This window comes from Streptomyces violaceorubidus (assembly GCF_000717995.1).
Taxonomy (GTDB): domain Bacteria; phylum Actinomycetota; class Actinomycetes; order Streptomycetales; family Streptomycetaceae; genus Streptomyces; species Streptomyces violaceorubidus.
In genome coordinates, this window is the sequence record NZ_JODM01000017.1 from 94022 (window position 1) to 109657 (window position 15636).

Consider the following 15636-nt stretch of genomic DNA (forward strand, 5'->3'; position numbering starts at 1 on the left):
CGCCCGGACCCTCGACCGCTCACTGCGAGCCGCGGAACTCCGGTCCCTCCACCACGAGTCCGGCGACCAGCGCGCCCGACATCCCCGCGTGCGGCAGACCGCCGCCGGGGTGCGACCAGCCGCCGACCGTGAACAGGCCCTCCGTGCGCGTGCCGTTCGCCGGGTGCAGCAGCCGTCCGCCGGCGGCCGCGAGGGACGGCACCGCAATCGCGCCGTCCGCCACGCCGGTGTCCGCCGCGATCTCGGCCGGGGTGCGCACCTCGTGCCACAGCAGGCGGTCGCGCAGTCCGGGCACCGCCCGCTCGGCGACGTCGATCAACTGCTCGGCCCAGTGGGCGAACACCTCGGTCGTGGCCCGGTCGGACTCGCCGCCCAGGGCGGGCACCGCCGCGCTGAGCGTCACCGCCTCGTGGTCCGCGTCCGGGACCAGCGCCGGGTCGTCGGGCCGCAGCACGGTGACGGTCGGCCGCGCGGCCATCCCGGGAGCGGCGCCGAACAGGCGGTCCGTCTCCGCCTCGCGGTCCGCCGCGTGCACCACCGTCCGGTGCGCCGTGCCCTCGGGGCGGGCGCCCCGCAGCGCCAGCAGCACCGTCAGCCGGCTCGCCCCGCCGCGCTGCGGCGGCACCTCGTCCCCGCCGCGCACCGGCGCCCCGCCGCACAGGCGGTCCAGCACGTCCGGCGCCACGCCCGAGACCACCAACTCGGCGTCCGCTACGCCCCCTTCGGCCAGCTCCACGCCCGCCACCCGGCCGTCCTTCTCGACGATCCCGGCGACCTCGGCCCCGAAGCGGAACTCGACCCGGCGGGCCAGACACCGCTCGTACACCGCCCGCGCCAGCTCCCGCAGACCGCCGCCGCGCACGTACCAGACACCGAACGCGTACTCCATGTACGGCAGCACCGCGGCGTTCGCCGGGGCCGTGCGGGGGTCCAGGCCGTGGGCGAGCGCGTGGCTCTCCAGCAGGGCGGCGAGCCGGGGCTCACGCAGCTCCCAGGCACCGACCTCGGCGAGCGTGCCCGCCCGCCGGGTGCGCAGCAGCCGCTTGTGCGGGACCGCGGGGTAGGGCTCGCGCTCGGCGAGCTCCCGCCAGTTCGGCCACAGCGGCTCTTCCAGCAGGGGGCGGCGCGTCCGGTCCCAGGTCTCGCGGGCCCGCACCAGGAAGTCCCCCCAGCGCTGCCCGGCGCCCGCACCGAGCGCCGCGTCCAGGGCGGCGACGACACCCGCCCGCGAGGCGTTCGGCAGCGAGACCTCCGTGCCGTCGGCGAACACGTGCCGGGACGAGGGGTCGACCTGGACCAGGTCGACGCACGACTCCAGCGGCTCCTTGCCGGTCTTCACGAACAGATCGCGCCAGACCGCGGGCAGCGGGAGCAGGCCGGGACCGGTGTCGAAGGAGAACCCGTCCCGCTCGAACCGGCCCAGGGCTCCGCCGTACGTCCGCGTCCGCTCGTACACCACCACCCGGTGGCCCGCGACGGCCAGCCGGGCGGCCGCCGCCATGGCGCCCATCCCGGCGCCGATCACCGCAATCCGTGCCATGCCAGGGACCTTATCCGCCGCCACCGACACCGCTGTGCCAGGGCTGAGTACCGGAACGGACGTCCAGGTGACCGCCCGGCGGCGCCGCGCCGTGGGGCGGGGAGCCCAGGGCTGAGTAGCTGTACCTGGTCCGGCAGATGAGTACGCGTACGGATGGGCTCCGACCTGCGGGAACGAGAGAGTGGGGACACGGAGAGGGGCACGGCTCGGGTACCGGCGGCACGGGGCGCCGGAACGGAGCCGGGCCCGCGATCCGCTCCTTCCGCCGACCGTGGTCGGCGGAAGCGAGACACGGGGGAGCCCGGAGGGACGACCGGTGACGGGAGTCCCGACGGGGGACGTACGGGGGAGCAGGAGAAGGCGCCGGTCCGACGGCGGCCCGCGGGGGACGCGGCCACCACGGACCGGCGTTCTTCGTGCGCCGCCTCGCTCCGGCCGGTCGGCTGCCGCTGCTCAGCCCCGCCCGCTCACGCGCCCCTGGAGCAGCCGCGACAGCGCGGCGTGCACGTCGTCCAGGGAACGCTCCGGCTGGAACGCCTTCCAGTCCAGCGCGGCCACCAGGACCATGCCGACCAGCGCGGCGGCGGTCAGCGGCACGTCGATCTCCTCGCTGAACTCGCCGCTCGCCACCCCCTCGCGCAGCACCCCCTCCACCACGGCCACCGCCTCCTGCCGGACCACCAGCAGCGTGGACTGCCAGGCCCGGTTGGTGCGCCAGAGCTCGGCCACGTACAGCTGGGTGAAGGCCGGATAGCGGTCGATGAAGACGAGCCCCGCGCGGATCATCGCGTCCAGGGCGTCGACCCGGCCGCGGCCCCGGCGGGCGGCCTGTTCCGCGGCCTGGCGCAGCGAGGCGGTCAGCAGGCCGACACCGTGCCGCAGCAACTCCTCGAAGAGGACGGACTTGCTGGCGAAGTTGTAGTACACCGTGCCCTTCGCGACCCCGGCCCGCTCGGCGATCTCGTCCACGGTGGTGGCGGAGAAGCCCTGCTCGGCGATGAGGGTGACCGCCGCCTCGTAGAGCCTCTGCCGGGTGGCCTCGCGACGGCTGCCGGTCCGCGAGGCGGTGCTGCTGCTTTCCATGGTCCCGATTCTCACAGCACCCCGCGCCGAGGCGTCACCGCAGGCCCGGCCCCGGCCCGAACCGAACGGCCGATCGAAAGAAAAGTCCAGGTCAGAACGGATTGTCAGTGCCATACCTCACGATGGGCACATACGGCACCTCCTGCCAGGGGCGTGCCGTCAAGGAGACGACAGGAGGATCGTCATGGCCCACTCGTCCGCAGCCGCCGCCCGGCGGCGCCGCGCAGCCGGCCCTGCACCCTCACTGACCGGACCGGCGAGCGACGTGCACCCCGTGCTCCGCCGGACGACCGCCCCGCCCGCCGCCCTCGACCTGCTCGGCCAGGCCCGGGCCGGACTGGAGGAGGCCACCACCCTCGAAACGCCCAACGAGCGGTACGCGACGGCCCACCTCGCCGCCCTGCGCACCGCCGCCGCCGTGCTGGCCGCCCGCGGTCGCCCGGAGACCAGCCCACGGGCCAGGGCCCGCATCCGCAGCGCCTGGGAGGTGCTGCCCGAGATCGCGCCCGAGCTGTCCGACTGGAGCGCGCTGTTCGCCTCCGGCGCGCGCCGCCGGGCCCGCGCCGAGGCGGGCATCCAGGGCGCCGCGGGCACCCGGGACGCCGACGACCTGATACGCGACGTGGCGATGTTCCTGCGCCTCGTGGAGCGGATGCTGGTCCTCCAGCCGGTCCTTCCCCAGCCCCGGCCCGACGCGGAGCCACCGGGCCCCGAGCGGCCCCGCCGCTCCGACGCCGGTCACCCGGGCCGCGACCTGCCGGACGCCGGATGAGCGGGTGGCGAACGGGTGCCCGGTCGGCGCGGCGTAGGCCATAGGGTGGGAGGCGCCTGAAGCCTCCCCCTCCCGCGCCGGGCCGGGGGCGGCAGCCCGTTCGCTCCGCCCGTGCCAGAGGCGGTGCCGCGCCGAGGAGTCAACTGCCGTGTCGGACCCGATGCGCCCGCCCGCCTCCCAGCCCCGACCGCACCCGGCGGCTCCGCGCTCCGAGCCCTCCCGTTCCCGGGCCGCCCTGCGCACCGCCGTGGTCTGGGACGTCCTCCAGGACGCTCTGGACCGCCGGGTCAAGGCCACCGGCCGCCAGACGCTGGACGTCCTCGACACCGGCGGCGGCAGCGGCAACTTCGCGGTGCCCGTGGCCGGCCTCGGCCACCGCGTCACCGTCGTGGACCCGAGCCCCAACGCCCTCTTCGCCCTGGAGCGCCGGGCGGCCGAGGCCGCAGTCGCCGACCGTGTGCGGGGCGTCCAGGGCGACGCCCGCGGCCTCTTCGAGGTGGTCGAGCGCGGCGGCTACGACGCGGTGCTGTGCCACGGAGTCCTGGAGTACGTGGACGACCCCGCGGAGGGTGTCCGCAACGCGGTGGCGGCCCTGCGATCCGACGGCGTCCTCAGCCTGCTCGCCGCGGGCCTGGGCGGCGCCGTGCTCGCGCGCGCCCTCGCCGGCCACTTCACGGAGGCCCGACAGGCCCTGGACGACCCGGACGGCCGCTGGGGCACGGGTGACCCGGTACCGCGCCGGTTCACCGCCGAGCAGCTCACCGGACTGGTCGAGGCCGCAGGCCTGCGGGTCGGCTCCGTGCACGGCGTACGGGTCTTCGCCGACCTCGTGCCCGGCGGGCTGGTGGACACCCAGCCCGGCGCCATGGACGCCCTGCTGGAGCTGGAGGCCGCGGCTGCCGAACTCGCCGCGTTCCACTCCGTGGCCACTCAGCTCCACGTGCTCGGTGAGACGCGAGAGGCCGACGGGGCCTGAGCCGACCGGTGGGGTAAGCCGCTGATCAGGGGCGCGGCTGCAGATGGAGTACGCCACAGGCCCCCCGAACGGGGGGCAGTCGCCGTATGATCGAGGGAGACCGCCCGGCATGACGGGTCGGCCGCTGGGGAATGGGAACTTCAGCGAGCCGGTACGGCCATGACGGAGTCCGGTTGGTCAATTGGCGCAGAGGGGCGGGTTTCACGGGGGCGATTCCCTGCCTATCCTGAAGGGACCCCCCGGGTCGCCCCGGCGACTGCACGATGAGGAGGACTCCGTGCCGCTCTCGGAGCACGAGCAGCGCATGCTCGAGCAGATGGAGCGAGCGCTGTACGCCGAAGATCCCAAGTTCGCGACAGCGCTCGAGGGAAGCGGGCTGCGTACGTACACCCGGCGACGGGTCTACCAGGCGGTCGCGGGCTTCCTCGTAGGTATTGCGCTCCTCATGGCCGGTATGGTCGCCCAGCAGGTGTGGCTCAGCGTGGTGGGCTTCCTCGTCATGCTGGGGTGCGCGGTGCTCGCCGTGACCGGCTGGCGCAAGGCCCCCAAGCCGGGCGAGCAGCCGCAGGCGGCCGGTGCCGGTCCGCAGGCAGCGCGCCGCCAGGGACGACAGAAACGCTCCATGATGGACCGCATCGACGAGCGTTGGCAGCGTCGCAGGGATGAGCAGCAGGGCGGCCAGTAACGCCGTCGAAGCAGCCGCTCACCAGGACATCCGCGTGAGGGGGTGACCACCGTCCAGGTGGTCACCCCCTCACGCGCGTCCATGAGCACCCGAGGGCGCCGCCCGGCGCCGCCCCGGCCCAGACCCACCGTCCGGGGGCTCCGCCGTCCGGCCGAAGGATCAGCTGTCCGGCTTAAGGGGTGCCTTCCTCTGCGGATGGGCTCTGCCGACGGGGGACGGCTCAGGCCCGTCGGCGGACGGCTCAGGTCTCGCCGGTCGACGGGGGTCGCGGTTGCCTGTTCGGCGGGTTTGGCTCCCACAGGCCGGTGGGTGGGCTTTGTGGCCCGCCTTTGTCGCCCGTCAAGGCGGGGGCGGCCCGCACGGGCTGACGGGGCCTGCCTCCGTCGGGGGGCGGCTCACGTCCCGTCGGTCGACGGGCTTCGCGGCCTGTCCGGCGGGTTTGGCCCGCACCGGTCGGCGAGCTTTGCCCCTGGCTGAAGGGCTGAGCCGCGTTGTCGCTGGCTCGGCTGCCCCGTCGGCGGGCTTTGCCGCCCGACCGGCGGGTGTGGCCCTCGCCCGCCGGCGGGCGCTGCCGTCCGGCGGCGGGCTCGGTCCCGGTGGTCGCGGTGGCTTCGCCGTCCGGTCGGTGGCTCAGCCCTGCTGGTCCGACGTTTTCCGCCACACCGGACGGGTCGCCGCGGCTCGCCGTTTCAGGGCCGCCCACCGGGCCGACACCGTCCAGGTCACCCGAATGGCCGAACGCGGGGCGAATCGTGCGCGCAGCCGGGTCCCGCGGCCGACCGCGGCGCGCAGACCGGCGGTCGCCAGCCGGACGTCCTCCGTCAGCCCCGCCGTCATACGCGGGTGAGGCGCGTAGAGGACCTGCTCCACGGCGTCCGCCACCCGGTGCACCGCCTGTGCCGCCGTCGGCTCCAGCCGGCCCAGCCGGACGATGCGGGCCGCCGCCTTCCGCGGGGTCTGCGATTCCTGGGGCGGGATGCCGAGGTCCCACGCCGTGTCGGTCAACTCCTGCCACAGCGCGAGGGTGTGCGGGCCGGCGTCCGCCGCGCCGCGGCCGTGCGAGCCGAGCCGCACCGCACGGGCGCGCAGCCGCCACAGCATCGGGGCGAGCGGGATCAGCAGCACCGCGAGTCCGGCCAGGGCCCAGGCCAGCAGTGCGTACCACTTGGGGCCGTCGCCGCCGGTGACGGGCAGGGCCGCCGCGGTCTCCGTGGAACAGGCGTCCAGCTTCTTGTCCTGCGGGGAGCAGGTGTCGCTCGACGAGGGCGCCGCCGACGGCTCCGTCTCCGCGTTCCTCGACGGCAGGGCCGACTCCGGCACCGAGCTGCCCGGCCGGTCCGTGATGGTGTACGACGGGGTCGAGCCACGCGTCGGCGTCGGCTCGAAGCGGGTCCAGCCCACGCCCTCGAAGTACACCTCGGGCCACGCGTGCGCGTCCCGCAGCCCCACCGACACCGAGCCGTCCGCCTGCGGGGACCCCGGTGCGAAGCCGACCGCGACCCTGGCCGGAATGCCCAGGGACCGGGCCATCGCCGCCATGGCGAAGGAGAAGTGGACGCAGAAGCCCTCCTTGTCCTTCAGGAACCGGGCGATCGCCTCCGAGCCGCTGCCGACCTTGACCCGGGTGTCGTACTCGAAGCCGCCGTCGACCGCGAAGTACTCCTGGAGCTTGACCGCCTGCTGGTAGGGGTTCGCGGCGCCCGCGGTGACCTCGCGGGCGGTTTGGGACACCACCGCGGGCAGCGAGTCCGGCAGCCGGGTGTACTCGCGCAGGAGGGCCGCCGACGGCTGGGGCGCCGCGGCGAGCTGCTCCGCCGTCGGCTGCACGTTCAGGCTGCGTACCTCGTACTTCAGCCCGCGGGTGTTCTGGCCGTGGTCGCCGACCAGGGTCATGCCGACGGGTTCGTAGCGCCAGTTGCCCGCGACGCGCACGCCGCTGGGCGGGTAGGGCATGGGCAGCCAGTCCTGGGCGTACCAGTCGGCGGCCGACACCAGGGTCCGGGTCTCCGTGCGCTCGATGTCGCGACCGAGGCCGACCGGGGTGGGGAAGGTGCCGTCCGGCACGGCGGTGATGTGCCGCTTGGACGGCTTCCAGGTGGTGCCGTCGAAGTCGTCCAGGGACACGATGCGCAGGTACAGGTTGGACAGGTCCTCGGAGTCCGTCTGGACGGAGAGGACCTGTCGGTCCTCGTCGACGTTGAGACTGTCCCTGAGGGAGACCAGCGGGTTCACCGCGGAGATCGTGCCGCCGCCACCGGTGCCGGAGCCCACACCGCCGCGGGCGCCGTCCAGCAGCCCGCCGTCCATCGCGGGCAGGGCGAGCGGCACCACCAGGGCGATACCCAGCGCGAAGGCGCCGATGCGTCGTCCGGTACGGACCGGGGCGAGGGCCCGGCCCTGCTCCGGGCCCGGCGCGCGCGCCGAGCCGCCGAAGACCCGGCCCCACTGCGAGAGCCGGTCACGTCCCTCGGCCAGGAGCAGCGTCAGATAGCCGACCGCCGCGACCAGGAACCACAGCCAGTCGGCACCGCCCTCGGACAGCCCCGCGGCCACCGAGTAGAGGGCGAGCAGCGGCAGGCCGGCCGGGGCGGCGCTGCGGAAGGTCACCGCGAGCGTGTCCACCAGCAGCCCGATCACCAGGACGCCGCCGACCAGCATCAGCCGGATGCCGTCGGACTCCAGCGGCGCCGGGATCGCGTACCGGGCGATGTCGTCGCCGCCCTGCTGGAGCAGGTCGGCGATGCGCTGGAAGGCCTGCGGGCCGGGGATCAGCCCGGCGAACGCCTCCCGGCGGGCGAAGACGAGGGTCAGCAGCAGCAGCGTGACCAGGGCCTGCGCCGCGATGGTCAGCGGTCGCGCCAACGGCACCCGCCGCGCTGCCGCGCCCACGCCCGACTGCACCGCCAGCAGGACCGCCGCCTGCAGGATCCATGTGGCCGGCTCGACCAACGGCAACAGCGCACAGGACGCCATCAACGTGGCCGCCCAGGCACACACGGCCAACCGCGCCCGCCCGCTCATCGCGTCGCCCCCCGCCCGCCGAGCGTTGTCCGGGTCCGGGTCCGCTCGGCCGCCCGGGGGCCCGTGGTCCGTCCGTCGACCGGTCCACGGCGCGTCGGGCGCGCCTGTCCGCCGGCCGCGCCGTCCCCCGGCCGCCGGTCGCCCGCCGGGGCGTGCCCGGCCAACCGCGCCCGCCCGCTCATCGCGTCGCCCCCCGCCCGTCGAGCGTCGTCCAGGTCCGCTCGGCCGCCCGGGGGCCCGTGGTCCGTCCGTCGACCGGTCCGGGTCGCGTCGGGCACGCCTGTCCGCCGGCCGCGCGGTCCCCCGGCCGCCGGTCGCCTGCCGGGGCGTGCCCGGCCCGCCGCGCCCGCGCGCTCATCGCGTTCCCTTTCCGCCGGTCGGCGTGGTGAGGGTGGTGCGCTCGTGGTCGGCCAGGCGCCACAGCTCCTCCATGGTGGCGCCCCGGGGGACGGCCACGGCGGTCCAGCCCGACTCGCGGAGCATCCGCAGGCGCTCCTCGCTCCCGTCCGAGGGGCCGGGCACGTCGGACGGTTCCCGTGCCCAGGTCTCGCTGTCCAGGACGAAGGCGAGGGCGCCGCCGCTGCGCTGCCGCATCCTGGCCACCACCGCGGCCTGCTCCTCGTCCAGGTCGCCGAAGAACGCCACCAGCAGCCCCTCGTTCCCGCCGCGCAGCACGTCGTAGGCGCGCGACAGACTCGTGCCGTCGGAGTGGTCGATCACGGCGAGGGTGTCCATCATCAGCCCGGCCGCGTCGGCCGTGCCCTGGCTCGCGCCCGCGAAGCCCTCGGCGCCCTCGCCCGGCACCGTGTTGCCCGTGTCGGTGAGCAGCCGGACGGAGAAACCCCGCTCCAGCATGTGCACCAGCACGGACGCCGCGCCCGACACCGCCCACTCGAAGGCCGAGTCGGGGCCCGCGCCTTCGAAGCCCACGACCCGGGTGTCCAGCAGCACCGTGCAGCGGGCCCGCTGCGGCTGCTCCTCGCGGCGCACCATCAGCTCGCCGTAGCGCGCGGTGGAGCGCCAGTGCACGCGGCGCAGGTCGTCGCCGTACCGGTACCCGCGCGGGATCACGTCGTCGTCGCCGGCCAGGGCGAGCGAGCGCTGCCTGCCCTCGCCGTACCCCTTCGCCTCGCCGCTCAGCCGCACCGGGGGCAGCGCCTCCACGCGCGGGATCACGGTCAGCGTGTCGTACGTCGAGAAGGAGCGGGTCAGCTCGCACAGGCCGAACGGGTCGGTCAGGCGCAGTTGCAGCGGGCCCAGCGGGTAACGGCCGCGCAGGTCGGAGCGGACCCGGTAGGACACCTCGCGGCGACCGCCGGGCTCCACCCGGTCGAGCACGAAGCGGGGGCGCGGGCCGAGCACGTAGGGCACCCGGTCCTGGAGCATCAGCAGACCGGTGGGCAGCCGGGAGACGTTGTCGACGCGCAGATGGACCCGGGCCTCGCTGCCCGCGGGCACCCGCCCGGGGGAGAGCCGGCGACTGCCCGCGACCCGGTACCGCGTGCGGTGGAGCACGGCCGCGCAGACCAGGGGCAGGGCCCCCAGGAGCAGCCCGACCCGCAGCAGATCGCTCTGCCCCAGGACGTACGCGCAGACCGAGGCCGCGATACCGGCGGCGAGGAAGGAACGCCCGCGGGTGGTCAGACCGGCCAGGGCGGTCCGGACACCGCCGCCCTCACCCCGGTCCGCCTCGGACCGGTCCGTCCCCCCGGCGTCCATCACAGCCTCCGCGGCGGCTGCTGACCGTACGCAGGCGCGCCCCGGCCCACGCCGAAGCCCGTCTGCTGCTGGGGCGCCGCGGGCACCGGGGTGCGCTGCACAATCTCCTCGACGACCTGCTCGGAGGTGCGGCGGTTGAGCTGGGCCTGCGCGGTCGGCAGCAGCCGGTGGGCGAGGACGGCGACCGCGAGGGCCTGCACGTCGTCCGGCAGCGCGTACTCCCGGCCGCTGAGGGCGGCGGACGCCTTCGCCGCGCGCAGCAGATGCAGCGTCGCGCGCGGCGAGGCGCCGAGTCGGAGGTCCGGGTGGGAGCGGGTGGCGGCGACCAGGTCCACGGCGTAGCGCCGGACCGGGTCCGCCATGTGGACGCCGCGGACCGCCTCGATCAGCTTCAGGATCTCGTGCGCGTGCGCCACCGGCTGAAGATCGTCCAGCGGGCTGACCCCGCCGTGCACGTCGAGCATCTGCAGCTCGGCCTCCGGGCTCGGATAGCCGATGGACACGCGGGCCATGAAGCGGTCCCGCTGCGCCTCCGGGAGCGGGTAGGTGCCCTCCATCTCGACCGGGTTCTGCGTCGCCACCACCATGAAGGGGGCGGGCAGCTCGTAGGTCTGGCCGTCGATGGTGACCTGGCGCTCCTCCATCGACTCCAGCAGCGCCGACTGCGTCTTCGGTGAGGCGCGGTTGATCTCGTCGCCGATCACCACCTGCGCGAAGATCGCGCCCGGCTTGAACTCGAAGTCCCGGCGCTGCTGGTCCCAGATGGACACCCCCGTGATGTCCGAGGGCAGCAGGTCCGGCGTGAACTGGATCCGGCGCACGGAACAGTCGATGGACCGCGCCAGCGCCTTGGCCAGCATGGTCTTGCCGACCCCCGGCACATCCTCGATCAGCAGGTGTCCCTCGGCCAGCAGCACGGTCAGCGAGAGCCGTACGACCTCGGGCTTGCCCTCGATCACGTCCTCCACCGAACCGCGTACCCGCTCCACCACCGCGGTCAGATCAGTGAGGCTCGCTCGATCGTCATAGGTCGTCACCCGGCCCTCCTCGGCCTTTCCCCGCACTCCGTGGGAAGTGGAGGTTCCCCAGCTTGCCGGGCCGGCCCCGCACCGCGGACCGGCCCACCCCGAATCACGGACGCCGCCCGGAAAAAGTTCCGCGCGACACCACTTCCCGCATTCTTGCCGCCGTTACCGATTCGTGTCACTCGCCTGTGGACAACTGGCCGCGATTTGTCAGCCCTTACGGCCTTTGCGGCGCTTGCGCGGCGGGAACGTCGGGGCGGGCCACCGGATCAGGCGGGGTCGACCTCGCGCAGCAGGCCCGTCTTCACGTCGAAGACGAAACCGCGCACATCATCGGTGTGGAGCAGGAACGGCGAGGTGCGCACCCGCTCGATCGACTGCCGCACGTCCTGGTCGGCGTCCCGGAAGGCCTCCACCGCCCACGCCGGACGCTGGCCGACCTCCAGCTCCAGATCGTGCCGGAACTCCTCGGTGATGGTCTCCATGCCGCAGCCCGTGTGGTGGATGAGGGCCACGCTGCGGGTGCCGAGCGCCCGCTGGCTGATGGTCAGGGAGCGGATCACGTCGTCGGTGACGACACCGCCCGCGTTGCGGATGGTGTGGCAGTCGCCGAGCTTCAGGCCGAGCGCGGCGTGCAGGTCCAGGCGCGCGTCCATGCAGGCGACGACCGCGACGCGCTGTACGGGGCGGGCGTCCATGCCGGGGTCGGTGAACGCGGCGGCGTAGCGCTCGTTCGCCTCGACGAGCCGGTCCGTGACGGTGTGGTCGGCCACTATGGGGGAGTCCGGGCCTGCGGGTACTGATGCAGAAGTCGTCATATCCATGACGTTACTGGCCGTCCCCGGCCGTGGCCCGCTGTGAAGCGGGACAAAGAACGTCATCGAGGCTCGTTGTGAGCAGGCCCACAGGGCGGTGCGGATGCGGCCGTACGAGTGAAAAGCCGCGCGATGCCGGTTTGCGGACGCCGGGTCCGCGACGCGCAGGCCGGTTGATTGACCGGGCGACACGGTGGACTAAAGTGACGCGAAGCGGGAGGCGAGGTCCTCCCTGCTGGACTGAATTCCCCGGAGACCTGGGCGACGTCCCGCCAGATCTCCCCACGTGCGCGGCGCGTACGTACGGCTCGGCCTCCTCCCGCTCCCGGCCGGCCGACGCTCTTGGCGCCGGCAGGCCTCCCCTTCAGATGCGAGCGGGAGGGGACCCGGCAGTGCGTGACGCCGTGCCGGACCTGAGAGGCCGCCCCAGTTGAGCCAGAGTCGACACGTCCCGGTGATGCTCCAGCGGTGTCTGGACCTGCTGGCGCCCGCCCTCCAGGAGCCGGGAGCCGCGGTCGTCGACTGCACACTGGGGCTCGGCGGACACAGCGAGGCGCTTCTCGAACGCTTCCCCGAGGCCCGCCTGGTCGCCCTCGACCGCGACAAGGAGGCCCTGCGCCTGTCCGGCGAGCGCCTCGCCCCGTACGGTGAGCGCGCCACCCTCGTGCACGCCGTCTACGACGAGCTGCCCGACGTCCTCGACCGGCTCGGCGTCCCCCGCGTCCAGGGCGTGCTGTTCGACCTCGGCGTCTCCTCCATGCAGCTCGACGAGGCCGACCGAGGCTTCGCCTACGCCCAGGACGCCCCGCTCGACATGCGGATGGACCAGAGCACCGGCATGAGCGCCGCCGAGGTCCTCAACACCTACCCGCCCGGCGAACTCGTCCGCATCCTGCGGGCGTACGGCGAGGAGAAGCAGGCCAAGCGGATCGTGTCCGCGATCGTGCGCGAGCGCGAGAAGGAGCCGTTCACCAACAGCGCCCGCCTGGTGGAGCTGATCCGCGCGGCGCTCCCGCAGGCCGCCAAGCGCACCGGCGGCAACCCGGCCAAGCGCACCTTCCAGGCCCTGCGCATCGAGGTCAACGGCGAGCTGTCGGTCCTGGAGCGGGCGATCCCGGCGGCCGTCGAATCCCTCGCGGTCGGCGGACGGATCGCCGTGCTGTCGTACCACTCGCTGGAGGACCGGCTGGTCAAGCAGGTGTTCGCGGCCGGCGCCGCCAACACCGCGCCGCCCGGCCTGCCCGTCGTCCCCGAACGCTACGCACCGCGGCTCAAGCTGCTCACCCGCGGCGCCGAACTCCCCACCGAGGAGGAGATCGCCGAGAACCGCCGCGCGGCACCGGCACGGCTGCGCGGCGCCGAGCGCATCAGGGAGTCCCTCGGGTGAAGGGAGTCCCTCGGGTGGAGCGAGCGAGGCGGGCCGGACACGGCTGCGGACGGCCCACCACGGGCCGGGGGGAGGACGCGTGACCAGGAAACCCGAACTGAAGGGCCGGGCGGCACGGCTGGCCCGGCTCCTGCCCACCGGCGGCCCCCGGGGGCAGGCGGCCCGGGCGCCGTTCGTCCTCCTGGTCGTCCTGCTGCTCGGCGGCGGCCTGATCGGGCTCCTCGTGCTGAACTCGGCCCTGAGCGAGGGATCCTTCCAACTGGAGGACCTCAAGCAGCGCACCAAGGAGCTCACCGACGAGGAGCAGGCGCTCCAGCGAGACATCGACGCCTACTCCGCCCCGCAAGCCCTCCAGCGCCGCGCCCGCGAACTGGGCATGGTGCCCGGCGGCGACCCCGCCTTCCTCGACCCCGACGGCACCGTCAAGGGCGTGCCCAGCCCCGCGCCCGCCGCGGCCACCCCGCTGGTGCTCGCCCCCGAGGCGCTGGCCTCGACGTCCGCGGGCGCCGCGGGCACCGCGTCCCCCTACACCGAGCCGTCCGCACCGGCCCCCACGCCCACCACCGCGGCCGCACCGAGTACCGCCGCCACCCCCACCACGGCGGCGACGCCCACCCCGACCCCGACTCCCGGCAGGTGACGGAAGTGTCCGACAGGGAACCGCCGCGCCGCCGGGTGCCCGGACCCGCGAGGCCCGTCCGCCCCGGCGGCGGGCGCCGCCCGGGACCCGGCGCCCGGCCGGCCCGCAGGCCGGGACCGCCCCGGCCGACGCCGCGAGCCTTCCGGCTGGGCAGCCCGCGCCCCCGGCTGCGCATGATCGGACTGGCGCTGACCCTGGTGCTGGCGGCCTTCGTCGTACGGCTGCTCCAGGTGCAGGCCGTCGACGCCGGCACCTACTCCGCGAAGGCCGAGCAGAACCGCTACGTCGTGCACACCCTGCCCGCCGAACGCGGCGGGATCACCGACCGCAACGGCATCGCCCTCGCGAGCACGGTGGACTCCTACGACATCACCGCCGACCCCACGATGTTCACCCGCGAGCAGCTGAAGACCGACGACGGACCCGAGCAGGCGGCGGCGCTCCTCGCGCCGATCCTCGGTCAGGACCAGGAGCAACTGGCCAAGGTGCTCCGCCCGAAGAACGAGGAACTGCGCTACGTCCGCCTCGCGCGCCGGCAGACCCCCCAGGTCTGGAACCAGATCAAGGACCTGAAGACCGCCCTCACCACCAAGGCGGAGACCGACAGGTCGACCGTCAACGTGCTGGCGGGCGTCTTCGCCGACCCCAGCAGCAAGCGCGTGTACCCCGGCGGCGACCTCGCCGCCGGCATCCTCGGCTGGGTCGGTGCCGACGGCAAGGGCGGCGGCGGCCTGGAGCGCAAGCTCGACAAGACGCTGGCCGGTGAGGACGGCAAGATCCGCTACGCGCAGTCCGGCGGACGCCAGGTGCCCACCGCCGGTTCCACCGAGACCCCCGCCGTGCCCGGCAGCGACGTCGAGCTGACCATCGACCGCGACATCCAGTGGGCCGCGCAGCACGCCATCAGCGAGCAGGTGGAGAAGTCCAAGGCGGACGGCGGCTACGTCATCGTCCAGGACACGCAGACCGGCGAGATCCTCGCCATGGCCAACTCGCCGGGCTTCGACCCCGGCGACCTCGCCCACGCCGACCCCCAGGCGCTGGGCAACGCCGCGCTCCAGGACGCCTTCGAACCCGGCTCCACCGCCAAGGTGCTGTCGATGGCGGCCGTACTGGAGGAGAACGTCGCCGCTCCGGACACCCACATCACCGTCCCCAACCGGCTCAAGCGGGGCGACCGGCTCTTCAAGGACGACATCGACCACCCGACCTGGTACCTCACGCTCAACGGCGTGCTCGCCAAGTCCAGCAACATCGGCACGATCATGGCCACCGGCGAACTGGGCAAGACCCAGGCCGAGGCCAACAAGGTGCTCTACTCCTACCTGCGCAAGTTCGGCCTCGGCGACTACAGCGGGCTCGGCTTCCCCGGGGAGACCAAGGGCATCCTCGCGCCGCCCGGCCAGTGGTCGACCTCGCAGCAGTACACGATTCCTTTCGGCCAGGGCGTCTCCGTGAACGCGCTCCAGGCGGCCTCGATCTACTCGACCATCGCCAACGGCGGCGTCCGGATCGAACCCACGCTCGTCCGCGGCACGAAGGGCGGCGACGGACGCTTCACCCCGGCCCCGGAACCCAAGAAGACCCGCGTGACCAGCGAGAAGACCGCGAAGACCCTGGCGCAGATGCTGGAGTCCGTGGTCGACGACGAGGAGGGCACCGGCACCAAGGCCCGCATCCCCGGCTACCGGGTGGCGGGCAAGACGGGCACGGCCAACCGGGTGGATCCGGCCACCGGCAAGTACCACGGCTACACCTCGTCCTTCGCCGGGTTCGCCCCCGCCGACAAGCCCCGCGTCACCGTCTACTGCGCCATCCAGAACGCCACCGAGGGCAGCTACTTCGGCGGTCAGATCTGCGGCCCCATCTACAAGCAGGTCATGGAGTTCGCCCTGAAGACCCTCCAGGTCCCGCCGACCGGGGCCGCCCCCGCGAGGCTCCCGGTCACCTTCAAACCCTGAGCCGTACCGCCC

General features: G+C 74.3%; 12 protein-coding genes. 6 read left to right on the top strand and 6 right to left on the bottom strand.

The window, feature by feature from the left end; all coding sequences use genetic code 11:
* Nucleotides 1-19: 19 nt before the first annotated feature.
* Both IE94_RS0120685 and IE94_RS0120690 read right to left on the bottom strand, forming a co-directional pair.
* Entirely contained in the window at nt 20-1540 is a 1521-nt protein-coding gene (locus tag IE94_RS0120685; RefSeq protein WP_030186472.1) for a phytoene desaturase family protein, read from the bottom strand.
* Nucleotides 1541-1993: 453 nt separating this feature from the next.
* Nucleotides 1994-2623 carry a TetR/AcrR family transcriptional regulator gene (locus IE94_RS0120690; RefSeq protein ID WP_030186475.1) on the bottom strand — a complete coding sequence of 210 codons (630 nt, stop codon included), beginning with the start codon at nt 2621-2623 and terminating at the stop codon, nt 1994-1996.
* A gap of 184 nt (nt 2624-2807) precedes the next feature.
* On the opposite strand from IE94_RS0120690, the gene IE94_RS39945 reads away from it, so the two are divergent.
* The 3 genes from IE94_RS39945 to IE94_RS0120705 all read left to right on the top strand — a co-directional run bounded on the left by IE94_RS39945 (nt 2808) and on the right by IE94_RS0120705 (nt 5056).
* The gene (locus tag IE94_RS39945; RefSeq protein ID WP_030186477.1) at nt 2808-3395 is read left to right on the top strand and encodes an SAV_6107 family HEPN domain-containing protein; all 588 of its coding nucleotides are present in this window, start codon (nt 2808-2810) and stop codon (nt 3393-3395) included.
* A 148-nt stretch (nt 3396-3543) separates the two neighbouring features.
* Nucleotides 3544-4371, top strand: a complete 828-nt coding sequence (locus IE94_RS0120700) for a class I SAM-dependent methyltransferase (RefSeq protein WP_030186479.1) — start codon at nt 3544-3546, stop codon at nt 4369-4371.
* Between the two features lie 277 nt (nt 4372-4648).
* A complete protein-coding gene (locus tag IE94_RS0120705) occupies nt 4649-5056 on the top strand; it encodes a spore wall synthesis complex protein (RefSeq protein ID WP_030186480.1) in 408 nt (135 codons plus the stop codon).
* Nucleotides 5057-5686: 630 nt separating this feature from the next.
* Here the strand turns inward: IE94_RS0120705 and IE94_RS0120710 are convergent.
* The 4 genes from IE94_RS0120710 to IE94_RS0120725 form a co-directional block, all read right to left on the bottom strand.
* The gene (locus IE94_RS0120710; protein ID WP_030186482.1) at nt 5687-8077 is read right to left on the bottom strand and encodes a transglutaminase TgpA family protein; all 2391 of its coding nucleotides are present in this window, start codon (nt 8075-8077) and stop codon (nt 5687-5689) included.
* Between the two features lie 354 nt (nt 8078-8431).
* Nucleotides 8432-9796 (bottom strand): DUF58 domain-containing protein, encoded by a 1365-nt coding sequence (locus tag IE94_RS0120715; RefSeq protein WP_030186485.1) that lies wholly within the window; start codon nt 9794-9796, stop codon nt 8432-8434.
* The gene (locus IE94_RS0120720) at nt 9796-10833 is read right to left on the bottom strand and encodes an AAA family ATPase (protein ID WP_037923076.1); all 1038 of its coding nucleotides are present in this window, start codon (nt 10831-10833) and stop codon (nt 9796-9798) included. Before IE94_RS0120720 ends, IE94_RS0120715 begins: the two co-directional genes overlap by 1 nt.
* Nucleotides 10834-11090: 257 nt before the next feature.
* On the bottom strand, nt 11091-11639 hold the full coding sequence (locus tag IE94_RS0120725) for a beta-class carbonic anhydrase (protein WP_030186489.1): 549 nt from the start codon (nt 11637-11639) through the stop codon (nt 11091-11093).
* A gap of 427 nt (nt 11640-12066) precedes the next feature.
* Between IE94_RS0120725 and rsmH the strand changes: the two genes are divergently transcribed.
* The 3 genes from rsmH to ftsI all read left to right on the top strand — a co-directional run bounded on the left by rsmH (nt 12067) and on the right by ftsI (nt 15624).
* A complete protein-coding gene (gene rsmH / locus IE94_RS0120730; protein ID WP_078606537.1) occupies nt 12067-13023 on the top strand; it encodes a 16S rRNA (cytosine(1402)-N(4))-methyltransferase RsmH in 957 nt (318 codons plus the stop codon).
* 79 nt (nt 13024-13102) lie between these two features.
* Nucleotides 13103-13663 carry a cell division protein FtsL gene (gene ftsL / locus IE94_RS0120735; RefSeq protein ID WP_030186494.1) on the top strand — a complete coding sequence of 187 codons (561 nt, stop codon included), beginning with the start codon at nt 13103-13105 and terminating at the stop codon, nt 13661-13663.
* The gene (ftsI, locus tag IE94_RS0120740; protein ID WP_106977937.1) at nt 13660-15624 is read left to right on the top strand and encodes a cell division protein FtsI; all 1965 of its coding nucleotides are present in this window, start codon (nt 13660-13662) and stop codon (nt 15622-15624) included. The genes ftsL and ftsI overlap by 4 nt, the downstream gene beginning before the upstream one ends.
* Nucleotides 15625-15636: the final 12 nt, after the last annotated feature.

Excerpts from the sequence above, each read along its gene's own strand:
- IE94_RS0120715 (WP_030186485.1), bottom strand. The coding sequence starts at position 9,796 with ATGGACGCCGGGGGGACGGACCGGTCCGAGGCGGACCGGGGTGAGGGC.
- IE94_RS39945 (WP_030186477.1), top strand. The coding sequence starts at position 2,808 with ATGGCCCACTCGTCCGCAGCCGCCGCCCGGCGGCGCCGCGCAGCCGGC.
- IE94_RS0120690 (WP_030186475.1), bottom strand. The coding sequence starts at position 2,623 with ATGGAAAGCAGCAGCACCGCCTCGCGGACCGGCAGCCGTCGCGAGGCC.
- IE94_RS0120710 (WP_030186482.1), bottom strand. The coding sequence starts at position 8,077 with ATGAGCGGGCGGGCGCGGTTGGCCGTGTGTGCCTGGGCGGCCACGTTG.
- IE94_RS0120725 (WP_030186489.1), bottom strand. The coding sequence starts at position 11,639 with ATGACGACTTCTGCATCAGTACCCGCAGGCCCGGACTCCCCCATAGTG.
- IE94_RS0120685 (WP_030186472.1), bottom strand. The coding sequence starts at position 1,540 with ATGGCACGGATTGCGGTGATCGGCGCCGGGATGGGCGCCATGGCGGCG.